Here is a 17,607-nt window from a genome sequence, read left to right on the forward strand (position 1 = left end):
TTCCTGTTGGTCGCGCCAATCGTCTATTGGCGGATGGTTAAGACGCCGTCGCGTTGGGTAAACTCAAGCGAGCGCAATGCGCTCATGCCTAATAAAATATGCTGGCTGTCATAGTCCGGAACTATGGTCGCGGCGACATTATACAACCGAATAGCACCGAGTTGGAGCTCAGCGATCTCAGTGCGATAGGCCGTCGCAATACCACTCGCAGTGCGTACTTGCACTGCCGGTCCGCGCTCGACGCCGAGTTGAGCCGCCATGCGGCCTGGAATCGCCACTTGCGTCGCACCGGTGTCAAGCATAAAGACGACCTCACGGCCATTGATGTGGCCGTTTGCGATGTAGTGTCCCGCACGGTTTTGACTGAGTTCAACCACGGCGACGTTGCCGTCGTGCCAGGTGTTAACTTGTTGATTGGGATTTTCTTGGCGGCCAAGGTGACCACTAAAAAACCAATACAGGATAAATAATAAAGCAATCCAGGAAAACCAGTTAAACCAACGGCCGAAGACTTTACTGGGGTCTTGATCTGTTTGCATTGGCTTGACCTCTTGCTTTACCTTTCTAGCGGAAAACCTGATACTCAAGATACACTGATAATGCAGGCACCTGGGAAACAGATAACGATGGCTTCGACAGAGCACCGCATGCAGGTATGTAATCATCGCCTACAAGGTGTGGACTATATTGCCTCACCGCATTATGACGAACGTCCGGACCCGACTGACATTAATTTACTCGTCATTCACGGAATTAGTTTACCTGCTGGGCAATTTGGTGGACAGTTTATCACGGATTTATTTCTCGGCGAATTGAACTGCGCTGCCCACCCTGACTTTGCGGCACTTGCAGGCCTGCGGGTCTCCGCGCACTGTTTGATTCGCCGTTGCGGTGAAGTTATTCAATATGTCGATTTCGACCGACGCGCTTGGCATGCCGGCGTCTCGTCTTGGCAAGGGAGGGAACGTTGTAACGATTTTGCCATTGGTATTGAACTTGAGGGAACCGACAACACCCCCTACACTGAATCACAATACCACATGCTTGCGGCGGTAACAGTGGCGTTACAACACGCCTATCCGCAGATTAGCAATGAACGCATTGTGGGTCATGAAGATATTGCTCCCGGCCGCAAAACCGATCCGGGTCCGGCGTTTAATTGGACGTATTATCAAAAAATATGTGCTACGCACCGGTAGCCATGAACTAGAGGAAGAAACAACATGCTCGTGTTTTCGTTGTTCATTGCGTTGATTATCGAACGTTTGCGCGTCACACCAGACGCGTGGCAACTCGACCCTATTGCGAGGCGCTGGGATGGTTGGCTCGACGGTCAAGACAACTTGACGTCGTGGCGCGAGCACGATTTGTTTGGTCCTCTGCTACTGATTGCGCCAGCGCTGTTACTTGCGGTGTTGTTATGGCTCGCTAATGGCGGACTCGGGAGTATGTTGGTCAGTATTCTTGTGCTCACGTTAGTGACTGGCTGTCGCCCAGAGCGACAGGCATTACGCGACTATTTTCTAGCTGCACAACGGGAAGACACCGAAGCGATGGAAACCGCTGCTAAGGTGCTGCAATACAGTTCAGCAGAAGGCATGAGCTTGGGTCGGCAAGTGATTTGGCTGAATTTTCGCTACTATTTTGCCGTCGCATTCTGGTTTATTTTATTTGGTGCGCCAGGCGCATTAGCCTATGGCTTGTTGCGCAGCCAATCCGAGCGTTTTGCAACCTTATTGGCTTGGGTCGACTGGCTGCCGATCCGCATTGCTGGTTTTGGTTATCTATTGGTCGGCCATTTCTCGCGGGCGATGCCGGTTTGGTTAAAAGTACTCGGTCACGCGCCGCAACAGTCCGAGCTGCAACTCAGTGACATTGCTGTCGCCGCCGAAGACGCCAATATCAATGAAGACGATCCAACCTCAGAGCTTGAATTGCTGGTCAACTTGGCACGTCGCACCATGATTTTATTACTGGTGGTTGTTGCCATCGCGACCTTACTGGGTTGGGTGAGTTAAGAATCGACAGGAGGTAAGACCAATTGGGTAGCTCTGAATGATTGGTTTTTAACGGTTTCAGCGTTATAATACCAGCTCTTGGTAAATTGGTAAGACCAATTTATAAAAGGCGGAATCGGTAGATTCTTCAACAGGGTTGCAAAAAAGAATTATGATTCAACGAGTTGCACAGACAAAGCTATCAGACATTATCGTCGCTCAAATTGAGTCGATGATCGTTTCTGGTACTTGGAGTCCCGGTGAAAAATTACCATCGGAACGTGAACTTGCGAATCAATTCCAAGTCTCGCGGCCATCGTTGCGAGAAGCCATTCAAAAGCTTGAAGTCAAAGGCCTAGTGAATCGGCGCCAAGGTGGTGGAACCTACGTTGCTGGCGCGCTGGATCAACAAGTGAGTGAGCCCTTGTTTGAGTTGCTCGCTCGCCATCCCGAGTCGCAATTTGATTTACTCGAATTTCGTCATGCCCTTGAGGGCGTGTCGGCTTTCTATGCGGCCATGCGTGGAACGGATTCGGACCTGCAACATATTGCTCAGAGCTTTGCGCAGATCAGCCAGGTGGCTGAGCAGACGATTGATCAGCAAGCCGAAGCACTCATGCAGTTTTACACGAGTATTGCTGAAGCCTCACACAATGTCGTTCTGCTCCATTTAGTGCGCGGAATGCGTGATTTATTGAAAGAAAATATGCGCCGTAATTTGCAAGTCTTGTCGGAGCGCAGCGATGTGCGCCAACAATTGCAAGTACATCGCCAAGGCATTGTTGATGCCATTATTGCGCGTGAGCCGGAACAAGCACGCGACGCTTGTCATCAGCACTTAGCCTACATCGAACGAACGTTATTACACCTGAATCGGGAACACACCCGGCTGCAACGCGCGTTGCGGCGGAGTGAACCTTTATCGACTCCACTGGAGAAGTAAGGAATCATTATGGCAGATTTAGATCAACACGATATCGACCAACAGGAAACGCAGGAGTGGCTAGACTCCTTAGAAGCAGTGCTCGACGCTGAAGGTCCAGAGCGCGCGCATTTCCTCTTAGAGCAGCTGATTGATAAAGCCCGTCGTAGTGGCGCGTACTTGCCTTATCAGCCGACTACCGCTTACTTAAATACGATTCCTGTGAGCCAAGAGCCGGTGATGCCAGGCGATCACACCTTGGAAGCACGAATCCGTGCGGCCATTCGTTGGAACGCCTTAGCCATGGTACTACGGGCGTCGAAGAAAGAGCTTGAGCTCGGTGGTCACATTTCCAGTTTCGCCTCATCGGCCATGCTTTATGATGTTGGCTTTAACCACTTTTTCCGTGCGCCAGGCGATGATGGTGGTGATTTCCTATTTATCCAAGGTCACGCGTCACCGGGTATCTATGCCCGCGCATTCCTCGAAGGTCGGATTACCGAAGAACAGCTTGACGGCTTCCGCCAAGAAGTTGACGGTGAAGGTATCTCGTCTTATCCGCATCCGAAGTTGATGCCTGATTTTTGGCAATTCCCGACCGTTTCGATGGGCTTAGGCCCGATGCAGGCGATCTATACCGCGCGGTTCTTAAAGTATTTAACCGATCGCGGCATTAAAGATTGTTCCAATCAACGTGTTTACTGTTTCCTTGGTGACGGTGAAGTGGACGAGCCAGAAAGCTTAGGTGCGATTGGCCTTGCTAGCCGCGAAAGTCTCGATAACTTGACCTTTATTATTAACTGTAACCTCCAGCGTTTGGATGGTCCGGTACGTGGTAATGGCAAAATCATTCAAGAGCTCGAAGGCACCTTCCGTGGCGCGGGCTGGGAAGTGATTAAAGTCATTTGGGGCCGTTATTGGGATCCACTGCTGTATCGTGATACCGAAGGAAAGCTAGCGGAAATCATGCAAACCAGCGTAGACGGTGAGTATCAAAATTATAAAGCCAAGGGCGGAGCGTATACCCGCGAGCATTTCTTCGGCAAAACCGAAGAAACCAAAGCCATGGTGGCAAACTTATCTGACGAAGATATTTGGCGTTTGAACCGTGGTGGCCACGATCCAGTAAAAGTGTACGCAGCCTATCACAAAGCAGTAAATACCAAAGGTCGTCCACAGGTGATCCTAGCGAAAACCGTGAAAGGTTATGGTATGGGCGCTGCCGGTGAAGGAAAAAACGTTGCTCACCAAGTGAAGAAAATGGACATGGATGCGATTAAACATTTCCGTGACCGTTTCAACATTCCAATCGCTGACGAGAAGTTAGAAGACATTCCATTCTACAAGTTCGACGAAGACAGCGACGAAATGAAATACATGCGTGAGCGCCGGGAAAAGCTGGGTGGCTTTATGCCCGTGCGTCGTGCCGAAACCGACAAAGAGCTTGAAGTACCGTCATTGAAAGCGTTTGATGCAGTACTGAAGGGTTCAGGTGACCGCGAAATTTCAACGACCATGGCCTTTGTGCGGGTGTTGACCGCCATGCTCAAAGACAAAAAAATCGGCTCACGTGTCGTGCCCATTATTCCTGACGAAGCTCGTACGTTCGGGATGGAAGGTTTGTTCCGCCAGGTTGGTATTTATTCGAGCCAAGGCCAGAAATATACCCCGCAGGATGCCGATCAAGTCGCCTATTATCGCGAAGACAAGAAAGGTCAGGTGTTGCAAGAAGGGATTAACGAGCTGGGGGCGATGGCGTCTTGGGTTGCTGCGGCGACCAGTTACTCGACCAATAATGAGCCAATGATTCCGGTGTATACCTACTACTCGATGTTTGGTTTCCAGCGCGTTGGTGATCTGGTTTGGGCCGCTGGCGATAGCCAAGCACGTGGTTTCTTGGTGGGTGGAACTGCCGGTCGCACAACCTTGAATGGTGAAGGTCTCCAGCACCAAGACGGTCATAGTCATCTGCATTTTGGTACCGTACCAAACTGTCTAACCTATGATCCAACCTATGGTTATGAAGTCGCGGTGATCGTGCAAGATGGCTTGCGTCGCATGTATGCGGAACAGGAAAACGTCTTTTACTACATCACCATTATGAACGAAAACTACAAGCAACCGGAAATGCCGGAAGGTGTGGAAGAAGGAATTTTACGAGGCATCTATCAGCTTGACAAAGTCAAAGCGAAGAAAGCGAAAGGTAAAGTGCGCTTGTTAGGTTCGGGCACGATTCTGCAAGAAGTCCGCAAAGCTGCAGACATTCTTGCCAACGATTTCGATGTTGAATCGACAGTCTTTAGTGCGACGTCATTCAATGAACTCGCGCGTGATGGTTTAGATGTTGAGCGCTACAACATGCTCAACCCAACGAAGAAAGAGAAACAAGCCTACATTACCAAAGCGCTTGAGCAAGGTGAGGGCCCAGTCATTGCCGCCACGGACTACGTCAAACTTTACGCGGATCAAGTTCGCGCCTGGGTACCTGCACCGTATCGCGTTTTAGGTACCGACGGTTTCGGTCGCTCAGACAGCCGCGAGAACTTGCGTCGTCACTTCGAAGTGAATGCGCACTATGTGGTTGTTGCAGCACTTGCAGAGCTGGCGAAAGCGGGTGACATCGATAAGAAAGTGGTGGCGAAAGCGATCAAAGATTTCGGTATCGATGTTGAAAAAATGAACCCACTACACGCGTAAGGAGCAGATGATGGCAGATGCAAAAGAAGTCTTAGTTCCCGACGTTGGTGGGGAAGGCGTAGAAGTTATTGAGATCTTAGTGAGCGAAGGCGATACCGTCGAAGCAGAAGACTCATTAGTGACGGTTGAAAGCGATAAGGCGTCGATGGATATCCCAGCGCCGTTTGCGGGCACCGTTAAAAGCTTGAAAGTGAAAGTCGGTGACAAGATCAGCGAAGGTGATCTCTTGGCTCTGATCGCTGCGGCAAGTGAAGACGAAGAAAAGTCGTCAGCAGCAGACGAAGCAGAGCAAGAAGCACCGAAAGAAGAGCCGAAAGAAGAGCCGAAAGACGACAAGCCAGAGGCAAGCAAGCCGAAGAAATCGTCTGGCGGCACGGAAGTGATCGAAGTCACCGTGCCGGACATTGGTGAGTCGGGTGAAGTCGATGTCATTGAAGTCCTCGTCAATGAAGGTGATGAGGTTGCTGAAGAAGACGGCTTAATTACGCTGGAAACCGATAAAGCGACGATGGATGTGCCGAGCCCACAAGCGGGTAAAGTGAAAAGCTTGAAGGTGAAAGTTGGTGATAAAGTAAGTGAGGGCTCACTTGTGCTCGAGCTTGAGATTGCCAGTGCCGACGACGATGACGCCGAAGATGAGTCAGCATCGAGCACAGCTGACGAGCCCAAGGCAGAGCGTACCGAGGACGACGCGAAATCGGCAGAAAGCAGCCGCAGCGAACGTCGCGATCCGCCAGTTCCCGATCATCCATTGGGGCGTAAAGGTAAGGAAGAAGGTCTTGTCCATGCGTCGCCAGCGGTGCGTCGAGTGGCGCGCGAGTTTGGTGTCGACCTGTCAAAAGTGAACGGTTCTGGTCCGAAGAACCGCGTTTTGAAAGAAGACGTGCAGGATTATGTGAAGTACGAATTGTCACGTCCAAAAGCATCGTCAGCGCCAAGTACTGGTGGCGAAGGTGGCTTGCAAGTGATCGCGCAGCCGAAAGTGGACTTCAGCAAGTTTGGTGACATTGAAAAAGTAGAGATGACGCGAATTCAGCGCATCTCTGGGCCGAACTTACACCGTAATTGGGTGACCATCCCGCACGTGACGCAATTCGATGAAGCGGACATTACCGAACTCGAAGCGTTCCGTAAAAGCGAGAATGAGCAACTGGCGAAACGTAAGTCAGATGTGAAGTTTACGCCGCTGGTCTTTATCATGAAGGCCTTGGCGAAAGCGCTGGCGGAGTTCCCCGTGTTCAACTCGTCGCTGCATGAAGACGGTGAACACTTGATTATGAAGAAATACATTCATATCGGGATTGCAGTCGATACACCAAATGGTCTGGTTGTACCGGTGATTCGTGACGTTGACAAGAAAGGCATCACGGAGCTCACCAAAGAACTGGCCGATGTCAGTTTGCGTGCGCGTGACGGTAAATTAAAGGCCGCCGACATGCAGGGAGGCTGTATGTCGATTTCAAGCTTAGGTGGTATTGGTGGAACAGCCTTTACGCCAATCGTTAATGCACCTGAAGTGGCCATTTTGGGCGTGTCGAAAAGTGAAATGAAGCCGGTTTGGAATGGTAAAGAGTTTGAGCCGCGTCTGATGCTGCCGTTAAGCTTGTCATACGACCATCGTGTGATTGACGGCGCCGTTGCAGCACGGTTCACTGTGTACTTAAGCCAAGTCTTGGCGGATTTGCGTAAAATCATCCTCTAATCGGGCTGAGAGACAAGACGTACCGAGATTTTCTCGGTACAATATTGCGCGAAATTTGAATTGTATTGCTGGCGCAGCAGCTAGCGGTAAACAATAGGGGTCAACATGAGCAACGAAATTAAAACACAGGTCGTCGTTTTAGGTGGCGGACCAGGTGGTTATTCAGCAGCATTCCGTGCCGCTGACTTAGGTCTGGAAGTCGTTCTGGTCGAGCGTTATAAAAGCCTTGGCGGTGTTTGTTTGAACGTCGGCTGTATTCCTTCAAAAGCGCTGCTGCACTTAGCGAAGCACATTGAAGATGCGAAGCATTTAGGTGATGCAGGCGTAACTTTTGCTGAGCCAAAAATTGACTTAGACAAAGTGCGTGCGCACAAAGAAAAAGTAATCGGTCAGTTGACTGGCGGCTTAGGCCAAATGTCAAAAATGCGGAAAGTGGAAGTAGTCACCGGTAAAGGTGAGTTCACGGGCGCAAATGAGCTGAAAGTTTCGGGCGACGAAGAAACTGTTATCAAATTCGAAAACGCGATTATCGCTGCCGGTTCACAGCCGGTTGAATTGCCGTTTATTCCGCATGATGACGACCGTATTTGGGACTCAACCGATGCGCTTGAGTTGCCGTTCGTACCGAAAAAGATGTTGATTCTGGGCGGTGGCATTATCGGTTTGGAAATGGGCTGTGTATACAGCGCATTGGGCTCAAAACTTGATGTCGTCGAGTTCATGGACCAATTAATCCCAGCCGCTGACAAAGACTTAATTAAAGTGTTTACCAAGTCGATGAAGTCGAAGTTTGACAACATCATGCTGGAAACGAAAGTCACGAAGGTTGAAGCGAAGAAAGACGGTATTGAAGTCACCTTCGAAGGCAAAAACGCACCAGAGAAGCCGGTTAAATATGACGCGGTACTGGTTGCGGTTGGCCGTACGCCGAATGGCAAGAAAATTGGTGCCGAAAAAGCGGGTGTTAATGTGACGGACCGTGGCTTCATCGAAGTCGATAAGCAATTACGCACGAACGTTGACCATATCTTCGCGATCGGTGATATCGTCGGTCAACCAATGCTTGCGCATAAAGCCGTGCATGAAGGTCATGTTGCTGCGGAAGTGATTTCCGGCAAGAAGCATTTCTTTGACCCGAAAGTGATTCCGTCAATTGCCTACACGGATCCAGAAGTTGCGTGGGCAGGTTTGACTGAAAAAGAAGCGAAAGAGCAGGGCATTGCCATTGAAACGGCTGTGTTCCCATGGTCTGCTTCAGGTCGGGCGATTGCCTCTGGCGCAACCGACGGCTTTACCAAGCTGATTTTCGATAAAGAAACGCACCGCATTCTTGGTGGTGCTATGGTCGGCGCACATGCAGGTGAACTGTTGGGTGAAATCTGTCTTGCCGTTGAAATGGGCGCAGATGCAGAAGATATCGCCTTAACTGTGCATGCGCACCCAACTTTACATGAATCAGTCGGTTTAGCGGCGGAAGTAATGGAAGGTTCAATTACCGATCTGCCAAACAAAAAAGCGAAGAAGAAGTAATTCGTTTAGGCTTTTTGCGAACGCGGAGTCATTCGCGTACGCAATTCGCGGTCGCAATTCGCGGTCGCAATTCGCGTACAACGCCCATTTGCTGATAAAGCAGATGGGCGTTGTTGTTTGTAACGCAGAAAACCCATCGTTGAACGCCTATTTTGTAACAAAATGTCACTGTGTATTGTGCGCATGTTAGCAGGTTGTTAAGGTGTTCAACTCATAGGGGGACCAAAGAAAATGATGAATTTAACTAAACTTTTTGCAGCGGCATGCTGCCTCGTTGTGATGAGCGGCTGTGCAGCAACCGACTCATCGTCAAGTCAGACGTCTGCAGCAGCGCAGACACAACCACAAACGGTATCGATTCCTGAGTACAAGGAATTCCTGGATAACTTGCATGCTTCGATTCAAGAGGGCGAGCCGCGTCGGTTGTCAGTGCGTGAACAAAATCAGTTCAATAATATTCAGGACAATCTGCGAGCATTGATTGGCAACCGCACCGATATTGAACAGATGAACACGGATGAGAAGCAGCGTTTGTTTAATCTCCATGAGCGTTTACAAGCATTGGTGATGGGTGATGATTCACAACAAGTGATTTGTCGGTCTGAGCGCCAAACAGGTTCGCACATGCGTACCACGCGTTGTGTGACGCGAGCTCAGCTTGAAGAAGAGCGTCGTCGTAATGGTGAGTTCTTTGACCAAGTGCTCGGTGCGGGTATCGCACCACTGCCACGGACGAATTAATCTTCGCCATGATGGCTATAAAAAGGTGCGCATCGAGCGCACCTTTTTTGATCGTTACCCCGCAAAACTTGCATCAGCGCAATCGTATTTTCAACGACTCAAAAAGCAGAATTTTCGCTCCTGCACTGGTATAATCCTTGGCCATCAGAGTTGATTGAGAGTTGTAGTCATCATGACAAACAAAGCCGAAATGAAAATTGCCGCACAGACGCGTTTGCCCACGCAGTTTGCCGAGTTTACTTTGGTTGGATTTGAAGATCCGAAAGGTAAAGAGCATGTTGCGCTGGTGCTGGGCGATATTACCGGTGAAGAGCCGGTGTTGGCGCGGGTACATTCGGAGTGCTTAACCGGTGATGCTTTGTTTAGTCAGCGTTGTGACTGTGGTCCGCAGCTCGAAGCCGCGATGGAAAAAATTGCTAAAGAAGGCCGTGGAGTGATTATTTATTTACGCCAAGAAGGCCGCGGTATTGGCTTGATTAATAAAATCCGTGCCTACGCAGAACAAGACAAAGGCTTGGACACGGTTGAAGCAAATGAAATCCTCGGTTTCGCTCCGGACGCGCGTGAATATGATATCGCTGCGGGAATGCTTGACCAGCTTGGTGTTCAATCTCTGCGTTTGATGACCAACAACCCGAAGAAGCTGGAAAAGCTAGCAGAGTGTGGCGTCAAGGTTGTTGAACGTATCCCGCATATTACGGCTGGAACCCCGCATAACGAATACTACCTCGCAACAAAAACGAAGAAATTCGGTCATCTACTGTAATTTGCGGTAAAGCTCAGGGTTTCAAGGGCTCTGAGCTTTGCTATATCAGCGCTAAAGTCTTACACTAACTTCCGTTTGTACATTCTTTTAACAAATACATAAACGTTAAAACCAGGCGGAACCACTATGAAAAAGGTTACTTTAGTTGCCGCGAGCGTTGCATTGGCTCTTGGCCTTGCCGCGTGCTCGCCAGCACAGCAATCAAGCGCGCCATCCTCAGCGCAAGAACAACAATCAGCCCAGTATGAAGCAGCACAACAAGAGCGCCAGTTGACATCCGGCTTAATGCTCGAAGACTTCGACATGTCTGTCCGTCCACAAGATGACCTGTTCATGTTTGTTAACGGAACTTGGTACAACAACACCGAAATTCCTTCCGACCGTGCCACCTACGGTGCCTTTAATATTCTCGCTGAACAGAATGAAATTCGTTTGCGGAGCATCATTGAAGACGCGACCGAAGCGAATGCAGCCCACGGCACGAACGAGCAAAAAATCGGTGATTTCTACGCGTCATTCATGAATGAAGAGTTGATCGAAGAGCTCGGAATTACCCCGATTCTGCCGATGCTTGACCGTATTGCCGGCATTTCTAGCCATCAAGAACTGACGACCACACTCGCATCCATGCGTCGTGACGGACTGGGTGGCCCATTCAGTATGTATGTGTCAACCGATGCCAAAGATCCTGAGATCTACGCGCTTCACATGAGTCAATCAGGTTTGGGTTTACCAGACCGTGATTACTACTTCCGTGACAGTGAAGATTTTGCCAATATCCGTGCCAAATACGTTGAATATTTAGAGGCAATCCTCACCGAAGCGGGCCACGAAAATGCTGCCGATGCAGCCCAGCGCATTTATGATCTCGAGCACCAGCTTGCAGAGCATCATTGGACACGTTTAGAAATTCGTGACGCCGAAGCGCGTTATAACAAAATGACCATCGACGAAGTCCGCGCCCTGATGGGTGACATCGACTACGACGCGATCGCTGAACTTTCAGGTGTTGATCACGCTGAATACATTATCGTTAATACGCCGTCATACATTGAAGCGCTAGGCCAAATGTATAACGACGTTGATCTCGAAACTTGGAAGGACTACTTACAAGTTCGCCTGATCGGTAGCTTTGCTTCGCGTCTGCATAGTCGCCTCGCTGACATCCAGTTTGACTTCTACTCGACCACCCTAAGCGGTACGCCAGAGCAGCAAGAGCGTTGGAAACGTGGCGTGCAAGCGACCAACGGTGCACTCGGTGAAGTCTTAGGTCAAGAATACGTAGCACGTCACTTCCCACCAGAAGCGAAAGCGCGGATGGGTGAATTGATCGACAACTTACTGATTGCCATGGAAGAGTCCATCGAAGAACTCGAATGGATGACCCCAGACACGAAAGTGATGGCGCTCGACAAGCTCGCTAAATTCACCCCGAAAATTGGTTACCCAGACGTTTGGCGCGACTACTCAGAGCTGGATATTCAGCCGAATGATTTAATTGGTAACACGATTCGCGTCGCTAACTTTGGTTACGACCGCAATATCGAAGATCTCGGCCAGCCAGTCGACCGCACGCGTTGGGGCATGTCACCACAAACCGTAAACGCTTACTATAGCCCAACCGCCAACGAAATCGTCTTCCCAGCGGGTATCCTGCAACCGCCATTCTTTGACATGAATGCCGAAGACGCAGTCAACTACGGCGGTATCGGTGCCGTTATCGGTCACGAAATCGGTCATGGATTTGACGACCAAGGCTCACGCTACGACGGCGACGGCAACCTGCGTAACTGGTGGACCGACCAAGATCGTGAGCAATTCGAAGCACTCACCGGCAAACTGGTCGAACAGTACTCACAGTTCGAGCCACTACCCGGCATGAATGTCGACGGCCGTGTCTCACTGGGCGAAAACATCGGTGACCACGTCGGCTTGTTAAGCGCATTCCGCGCTTACCAGAAATCACTCGACGGCCAGCCTTCACCAGAAATGGACGGCTTCACCGGCGAACAGCGCTTCTTTATCAGCTGGGCGCAAATCTGGAAAATTAAGTTCCGCGACGACGCCATGCGCGCACAACTAGCCCGAGGCCCACACGCCCCAGGCAAGTACCGTGCACTCGGTGCCCCGCGCAACATCCCAGGTTTCTACGAGGCCTTTGATGTGCAGGAAGGGGATGGGATGTATTTGCCAGAAGACCAACGCGTCATCCTCTGGTAGGTCGCTTGTCAGAATTCCTCGCCAACGGCGTTGGAATCGGTGCGCAATCAGTCACGTACTTACGTGTACGCTCCTTCAATTGCCCCGATTCCGCCTTGTTATCGAGGCTTCTGACTGCGCTCCGATAGACTGGGCCGGTGCCTTTATAGGAACCGGCTTTTTTTGTATGAAAATCCAGCATTAGATTACTATTTGAATTTGCAATTCTGTGTTACATTGTCATATATTGTTGCACAGAATTTTATTTTCTTATTTCATGCGGAGGCGTTTTAGATGAAGAGCGACATGTTAAGTACTCGAATCGACCATGAAACTAAAGTTGCTTTCATAGAGATCTGTGATGAAGTTGGTCTTAGCCCGTCGCAGGCTTTAAAGCTCTTTGCGCGAGCTGTGATTAATCATGGCGGTATTCCGTTTGAAATTAGAACGCGTCAACCTAATGTAACGACACAGGCTGCTATGCGCGAGCTACTTGAAGGGAACGGTCAAGAAGCGACATCGGTTAATGAAATGATTTCTGAATTGACCGATGGAAAAGTAAAGCATGCTTCGAATTGAATACACATCACAATTTAAAAGAGATTTTAAAAAGATCACAAAAAGGCCGATTGAAGACATATTGGAGGTTGGACATGTTATTTCGCGGCTCCAGCAAAAAAAGCCTCTGGCTGATAAGTTTGTAGACCATTCACTTTCTGGTGATTGGAGCGGTTTTCGAGACTGTCATATTAAACCCGATCTTGTTTTAATCTATCGAGTCAGTGGTAACTCTCTTCAATTAGCGCGTATTGGCTCACATAGTGAATTATTCTAAGTAGCCTCTCAAATATTGCTGTTCTCCAGCGAGTAGGCTCAGTTAGGCGATTAAGGCTGAGGCAGCGAGGTGGTGCGGACGCCTTCACAGAGTGTATGCCGCAGGGATGCGGCATCCAAGCCTACATGGATGTATTCACGGCGTCTCTGGGAAGGTGTCCGTGCCAGCGAAGCTAGGCCCAGCCTCACAACCTAAGCCCATCAGTTGAACGCGAACCAGAGGGTGCGGGCGCAGAGTAGGCAGGCAAATAGGAAGACGATGAAGCCCAGGAGGTTTTGATTACGGTTGTTGCGATACTGCCCCATAGCGCGGTGATTGACAGCAAGCAGCAGGAACAAAGCAATAAGCGGCAGTAGCAGGCCGTTGGTGACTTGCGCAAAAAGAATCAGTGTTAACGGACGAATTTCTAGTGACGATAGCGTCACGCCAATCAGAATAATCCCCAACCAAACCGCACGAAAACCTTTACCGTTGAGCTCCCGCGACCAACCCAAAATGCCAGTTAGAGCATAGGCGGAGGCTAATGGCGCTGTAATAGCGGAAGAAATCCCAGCGGCAAATAAGCCAGCCCCCATCAGCATACCGGCAAAACGACCAAACACGGGTTCGATCGACTGCGCCAAATCCGCAGGCCCTTGAATGGTGAGTTGGTGAACGAAAAACGCCGAAGCGGAGGTTGAAAGAATCGCTAAAGTAATCAAGCCACCAATCGGAATCGAAGTGGCGATGTCAGCACGCGCTTCGCGTAAGGCTTGTTTGGTTTCCGTGTGTTGCCAACGCTCACGGGCACTGTCGGCGTGTAAAAACAACGCATAGGGCACAATCGTCGTGCCAATCAGCGCCATCATAGTTAAAGCGCCGCCGTCTGGAATACGCGGCACAAACCCGCGCACCAGGGCTAACCAATCGGGGCGAGTTAGAAAAAAGGTAATTAAAAACGCGACGCTCATGAGCATGACTAGACCAATCAGCGTGCGCTCGACGGTTTTGTACTTGCCTTGCCAGAGCACGATCACGGCAATGACGCCGATGACCATAGCCCATAAATTAAAAGAAAATGAATGTGTACCGAGAAGACCTTCAGCACCGATGCTGGCGCCGGTAAGATTGCCACCTTGATAGGCAGCATTGCCAATCACTACGGCGGCAATGACAAGAATATAAAAAGGGAGGCGTAAAGAAGGGCGCTCAATCACCGTTCGCAAGTTTTCGCCCAAGCCGCGTTGCGTCACAACACCGACCCGAGCGGACATTTCTTGCAGAATCATGGTGGCTACTATTGCAAAGGCGAGCGCCCAAACCAATGCATAACCGAAACTTGCCCCTGCCACTGAGGCGGTAACCACAGTGCCGGGGCCGATAAAGGCCGCGGCGACTAATGTGGCAGGTCCAAGTTTCAGCATTAAGCCATCCTTATGCTGCGACTGTCACTTGGACAATCTTAGCTATTAAACGCGTTATCGATAATACGTTTAATATAGTCGTAATGTGCGGTTGCTTCAAAGTCTGAACGACGTGGCGCACGCATCGCACGAATGCGGTTTAATTGCGCAGTTGCTGCCACTTTGCTCAGGTTGTCATAGCTTCCGCTACCTTCGAAACCAGCAACATTCAGTAAGCGATTAACATACTCAATTTGCAGGTTTTTACTGGTGGTGGTCATTGGCTTGTTGGCTTGGAACACCGCGTCAGTCAGGTCACCCATGACTTCATGCAATGAGTATTCGTTGCCGTAACGCGTGCTGTCAGTAATCCGCTGCAATACCCAAGGGTGGAGCAGGTGATTAAAGACATTGCGCTGCATGTTCAAGACCATGCTGTGGAACTTCGGATCTTCGTTGTTACCTGAGTGGTTGAAGAAACGACGCTCATTCTGCATGTAGGCAAGAACAGGTTCCATACGGTGCAAAACATCCGGTGCAAAGACGTGATCTTTCAGCGCTTGCATCGCAGCTTTTTGACGCTCGCGCGGTACCGGAGTAAATGGCTTGGCATCAGCGCCTTGACCAACCACGGCACGCTCAACGTAGACACCACCGATTTGACGTGAAATCACGCCTGCTTGGCTGGAGTACTGACCAAACAAACGGCCAGCAGTCGTCGCGGTGCGCTGATGCGAACGACCATCAACGCGAGTACGCTCAAGCAAGTTATCGAGGGTGTGGTTGACGACTTCAAAGCGACCAAGTGCATATGCCACTGGGTTTGAAGACATGTCACCAATCATGACTTGTGGGTCGATATGACGGCCAGGTGCACGCATGTCATCGGCGTCGTTACCGAACGCTAAACCGTGTTCGTGTGAGCGGCTTAAAATCGCTTCTAAGCGTGCTTCTTCAGCGTCAGCGTCGTCAAGCGCTGGGCTGTAACCATACTCGATAGCCCAAACGTCGTAAGGACCAACCACGTACTGGTAAAAGTCACCTTGCTCCACGCCCGGTGGTGCAATGTTTACCGGCGCATAATCCATCACTGAGCCAGTGAGCACACCTTGCGTTAATGACGCGTCATGCACTTCATTCTCGTCCCACAAAATCGATGCTTTCATGTTGTGGTTTAAGCCTAACGTGTGGCCGACTTCGTGGAGAATAACGTGAACCATACCTTGACGCAGTAGTTCGTTGTCTTCGATTGACTCGTTACCGAGTAAGTCCGCCATGGCGCGGCCGGCGATCAGGTTCGAATGGATCAAATGACCTTGGCTACAATACAAGCCATTTTCGTCATGTTGATGCCCTAAACCATAGGCGTCGTCAGCAAAAATTTCGTGCTCCATCCAACGGTTACTCATGTAGACGTATTCCATCATGATGTCAGCTGCGATGAGCTCGCCGGTCAGCGGGTTCGCTAACGATGGGCCATAGCCACCAAACGGAGGACGTGGTGATGAGGTCCAACGCACGACGTTATAGTTAATGTCACCAGCATCCCACTCGGCGTCATCCGGCTGCACGCGAACTTCGATGGCATTGATGAAGCCAGCTGCTTCAAATGCTTTGTTCCAAGCCAAAATACCTTCAGCGACAGTGTCACGCCATTCAACTGGCGTTGTGTTTTCAATCCACCAAACAATCGGCTGTACTGGCTCAGACATCGCTGCATCTGGATCTTTTTTGACTAAGTTCCAACGGTTGATGACGTCGTTAAACGGTGTCCAGTCGGCGGTAGTCATGTTGGTGACCTGCTGACCGAAATAACCAACACGGGCGTCGGCACGACGCGGTTGGAAGTCATTCTCTGGCAGCGCAATAAACGAGTGCTGCAGCTTAATTGAAATTGAACGCGGGTCAGTCACTGCATTCGAGCCACGAACGGTCGGGTTTTGGTTATTGAATACATAATCAACGACCACGTCCATATTGTTCGGGTACGCACGTTTGTTCACGACACGTGATTGATTGCGGTTTAGGTTACCTAATGAGAACGAAGGGCCTTGGTTTCCGCCTGGGCGTGCCCATGGCGACACCCGGTGCAATGCTTCACTCAGGAATAGCTCATCGGCGTCGAGGAGAATACGGCCGTCAGCTTCTTTCTTGATTTTCAACGACGCGACGGTCGCTTCGCTGATGTTGGCGTCTTTCGCGCGATGTAACGCACTGTCTTCGTCAAAGTGGAAGTTGTTGTTGAGCACAACAATGTCGATACGGTCGAAATAACGACGGAACTCAACGACTTTCGTTTCCCGGTAGTTGCCACGGAAATGACCCGCTTCAACAACACCGTCAACCGTGGTGGCAAAGTAAAGGAACGGCTTGTCCAGTTGCTCGTCTGCAATCGAGAATTGCATTTTTCCGGTTTTCGGATCTTGATAAAGGTTGAATAGACCTTCGTGCGCATCAAGATCTTTGATGAGATCCGAATAACTTTTCTCTTCTTCTTTCTTCTCGCCATTTTCTTTAGCTTCTTCGGCGTAAACCAAAGGAGTCACAAGTAATGCGGCAAGTGTTGTCGCAATCAATGTTTTCTTCATCTTTGAGTTCCCTGCATATGGCCGTTCAATGCAGCCTTTGTTGTGTGTGTTTAGGATTTAACCGTTCGATTCTAACGATAACTTAACCGAATAAACAAAAATAAAGGGTAAACAAATCTGAATTTGCGGTAAATGAATGAATAGGGCGACCAAGTGCTGGGATTTTTAACGCTGTGACGGCTTTCGTGTTGGTTTGGTCAAGTTTTGTCGATATTCAGCGCAGCGAATTCTTTACTTTCAGATAGCAG

14 protein-coding genes are annotated in these 17,607 nt (G+C 50.0%); 11 read left to right on the top strand and 3 right to left on the bottom strand.

The window, feature by feature from the left end; genetic code table 11:
- Window positions 1-23: 23 nt before the first annotated feature.
- Entirely contained in the window at window positions 24-539 is a 516-nt protein-coding gene (locus LAT77_RS05260; RefSeq protein WP_290563509.1) for a TIGR02281 family clan AA aspartic protease, read from the bottom strand.
- Between the two features lie 108 nt (window positions 540-647).
- Here LAT77_RS05260 and ampD point away from each other — a divergent pair, with 108 nt between their 5' ends.
- The 11 genes from ampD (at window position 648) to LAT77_RS05315 (ending at window position 13,389) form a co-directional block, all read left to right on the top strand.
- Window positions 648-1,199 (top strand): 1,6-anhydro-N-acetylmuramyl-L-alanine amidase AmpD, encoded by a 552-nt coding sequence (ampD, locus tag LAT77_RS05265; protein WP_290563510.1) that lies wholly within the window; start codon window positions 648-650, stop codon window positions 1,197-1,199.
- A 24-nt stretch (window positions 1,200-1,223) separates the two neighbouring features.
- Window positions 1,224-2,018, top strand: coding sequence for a regulatory signaling modulator protein AmpE (gene ampE / locus LAT77_RS05270; RefSeq protein WP_290563511.1), 795 nt, complete (start codon window positions 1,224-1,226; stop codon window positions 2,016-2,018).
- Between the two features lie 151 nt (window positions 2,019-2,169).
- Window positions 2,170-2,940, top strand: coding sequence for a pyruvate dehydrogenase complex transcriptional repressor PdhR (gene pdhR, locus LAT77_RS05275; protein WP_290563512.1), 771 nt, complete (start codon window positions 2,170-2,172; stop codon window positions 2,938-2,940).
- 9 nt (window positions 2,941-2,949) lie between these two features.
- A complete protein-coding gene (aceE, locus tag LAT77_RS05280; RefSeq protein ID WP_290563513.1) occupies window positions 2,950-5,616 on the top strand; it encodes a pyruvate dehydrogenase (acetyl-transferring), homodimeric type in 2,667 nt (888 codons plus the stop codon).
- A gap of 10 nt (window positions 5,617-5,626) precedes the next feature.
- Window positions 5,627-7,318, top strand: a complete 1,692-nt coding sequence (gene aceF, locus LAT77_RS05285; RefSeq protein ID WP_290563514.1) for a dihydrolipoyllysine-residue acetyltransferase — start codon at window positions 5,627-5,629, stop codon at window positions 7,316-7,318.
- Window positions 7,319-7,423: 105 nt separating this feature from the next.
- Window positions 7,424-8,848, top strand: a complete 1,425-nt coding sequence (gene lpdA, locus LAT77_RS05290; RefSeq protein ID WP_290563515.1) for a dihydrolipoyl dehydrogenase — start codon at window positions 7,424-7,426, stop codon at window positions 8,846-8,848.
- Window positions 8,849-9,079: 231 nt separating this feature from the next.
- The gene (locus LAT77_RS05295) at window positions 9,080-9,589 is read left to right on the top strand and encodes a hypothetical protein (protein ID WP_290563516.1); all 510 of its coding nucleotides are present in this window, start codon (window positions 9,080-9,082) and stop codon (window positions 9,587-9,589) included.
- Window positions 9,590-9,761: 172 nt separating this feature from the next.
- On the top strand, window positions 9,762-10,355 hold the full coding sequence (gene ribA, locus LAT77_RS05300; protein WP_290563517.1) for a GTP cyclohydrolase II: 594 nt from the start codon (window positions 9,762-9,764) through the stop codon (window positions 10,353-10,355).
- Window positions 10,356-10,481: 126 nt separating this feature from the next.
- Window positions 10,482-12,575, top strand: coding sequence for a M13 family metallopeptidase (locus LAT77_RS05305; protein ID WP_290563518.1), 2,094 nt, complete (start codon window positions 10,482-10,484; stop codon window positions 12,573-12,575).
- A gap of 273 nt (window positions 12,576-12,848) precedes the next feature.
- Complete coding sequence (locus LAT77_RS05310; protein ID WP_290563519.1) at window positions 12,849-13,133, top strand: type II toxin-antitoxin system RelB/DinJ family antitoxin; 285 nt, start codon at window positions 12,849-12,851, stop codon at window positions 13,131-13,133.
- Entirely contained in the window at window positions 13,120-13,389 is a 270-nt protein-coding gene (locus LAT77_RS05315) for a type II toxin-antitoxin system YafQ family toxin (RefSeq protein ID WP_290563520.1), read from the top strand. Before LAT77_RS05310 ends, LAT77_RS05315 begins: the two co-directional genes overlap by 14 nt.
- A gap of 200 nt (window positions 13,390-13,589) precedes the next feature.
- Here the strand turns inward: LAT77_RS05315 and LAT77_RS05320 are convergent, their stop codons facing one another.
- The gene (locus LAT77_RS05320) at window positions 13,590-14,792 is read right to left on the bottom strand and encodes an Nramp family divalent metal transporter (protein ID WP_290563521.1); all 1,203 of its coding nucleotides are present in this window, start codon (window positions 14,790-14,792) and stop codon (window positions 13,590-13,592) included.
- Window positions 14,793-14,830: 38 nt separating this feature from the next.
- Window positions 14,831-17,359 (bottom strand): zinc-dependent metalloprotease, encoded by a 2,529-nt coding sequence (locus tag LAT77_RS05325; RefSeq protein WP_290563522.1) that lies wholly within the window; start codon window positions 17,357-17,359, stop codon window positions 14,831-14,833.
- Window positions 17,360-17,607: the final 248 nt, after the last annotated feature.

Origin of the sequence: Aliidiomarina sp., from assembly GCF_022565475.1 — a bacterium.
Classification (GTDB): Bacteria; Pseudomonadota; Gammaproteobacteria; order Enterobacterales; family Alteromonadaceae; genus Aliidiomarina.

What these genes read in the sequence shown, in the direction of transcription:
- LAT77_RS05260 (WP_290563509.1), bottom strand. Translation starts at nt 539, where the DNA reads ATGCAAACAGATCAAGACCCCAGTAAAGTCTTCGGCCGTTGGTTTAAC.
- ampD (WP_290563510.1), top strand. Translation starts at nt 648, where the DNA reads ATGCAGGTATGTAATCATCGCCTACAAGGTGTGGACTATATTGCCTCA.
- ampE (WP_290563511.1), top strand. Translation starts at nt 1,224, where the DNA reads ATGCTCGTGTTTTCGTTGTTCATTGCGTTGATTATCGAACGTTTGCGC.
- pdhR (WP_290563512.1), top strand. Translation starts at nt 2,170, where the DNA reads ATGATTCAACGAGTTGCACAGACAAAGCTATCAGACATTATCGTCGCT.
- aceE (WP_290563513.1), top strand. Translation starts at nt 2,950, where the DNA reads ATGGCAGATTTAGATCAACACGATATCGACCAACAGGAAACGCAGGAG.
- aceF (WP_290563514.1), top strand. Translation starts at nt 5,627, where the DNA reads ATGGCAGATGCAAAAGAAGTCTTAGTTCCCGACGTTGGTGGGGAAGGC.
- lpdA (WP_290563515.1), top strand. Translation starts at nt 7,424, where the DNA reads ATGAGCAACGAAATTAAAACACAGGTCGTCGTTTTAGGTGGCGGACCA.
- LAT77_RS05295 (WP_290563516.1), top strand. Translation starts at nt 9,080, where the DNA reads ATGATGAATTTAACTAAACTTTTTGCAGCGGCATGCTGCCTCGTTGTG.
- ribA (WP_290563517.1), top strand. Translation starts at nt 9,762, where the DNA reads ATGACAAACAAAGCCGAAATGAAAATTGCCGCACAGACGCGTTTGCCC.
- LAT77_RS05305 (WP_290563518.1), top strand. Translation starts at nt 10,482, where the DNA reads ATGAAAAAGGTTACTTTAGTTGCCGCGAGCGTTGCATTGGCTCTTGGC.
- LAT77_RS05310 (WP_290563519.1), top strand. Translation starts at nt 12,849, where the DNA reads ATGAAGAGCGACATGTTAAGTACTCGAATCGACCATGAAACTAAAGTT.
- LAT77_RS05315 (WP_290563520.1), top strand. Translation starts at nt 13,120, where the DNA reads ATGCTTCGAATTGAATACACATCACAATTTAAAAGAGATTTTAAAAAG.
- LAT77_RS05320 (WP_290563521.1), bottom strand. Translation starts at nt 14,792, where the DNA reads ATGCTGAAACTTGGACCTGCCACATTAGTCGCCGCGGCCTTTATCGGC.
- LAT77_RS05325 (WP_290563522.1), bottom strand. Translation starts at nt 17,359, where the DNA reads ATGAAGAAAACATTGATTGCGACAACACTTGCCGCATTACTTGTGACT.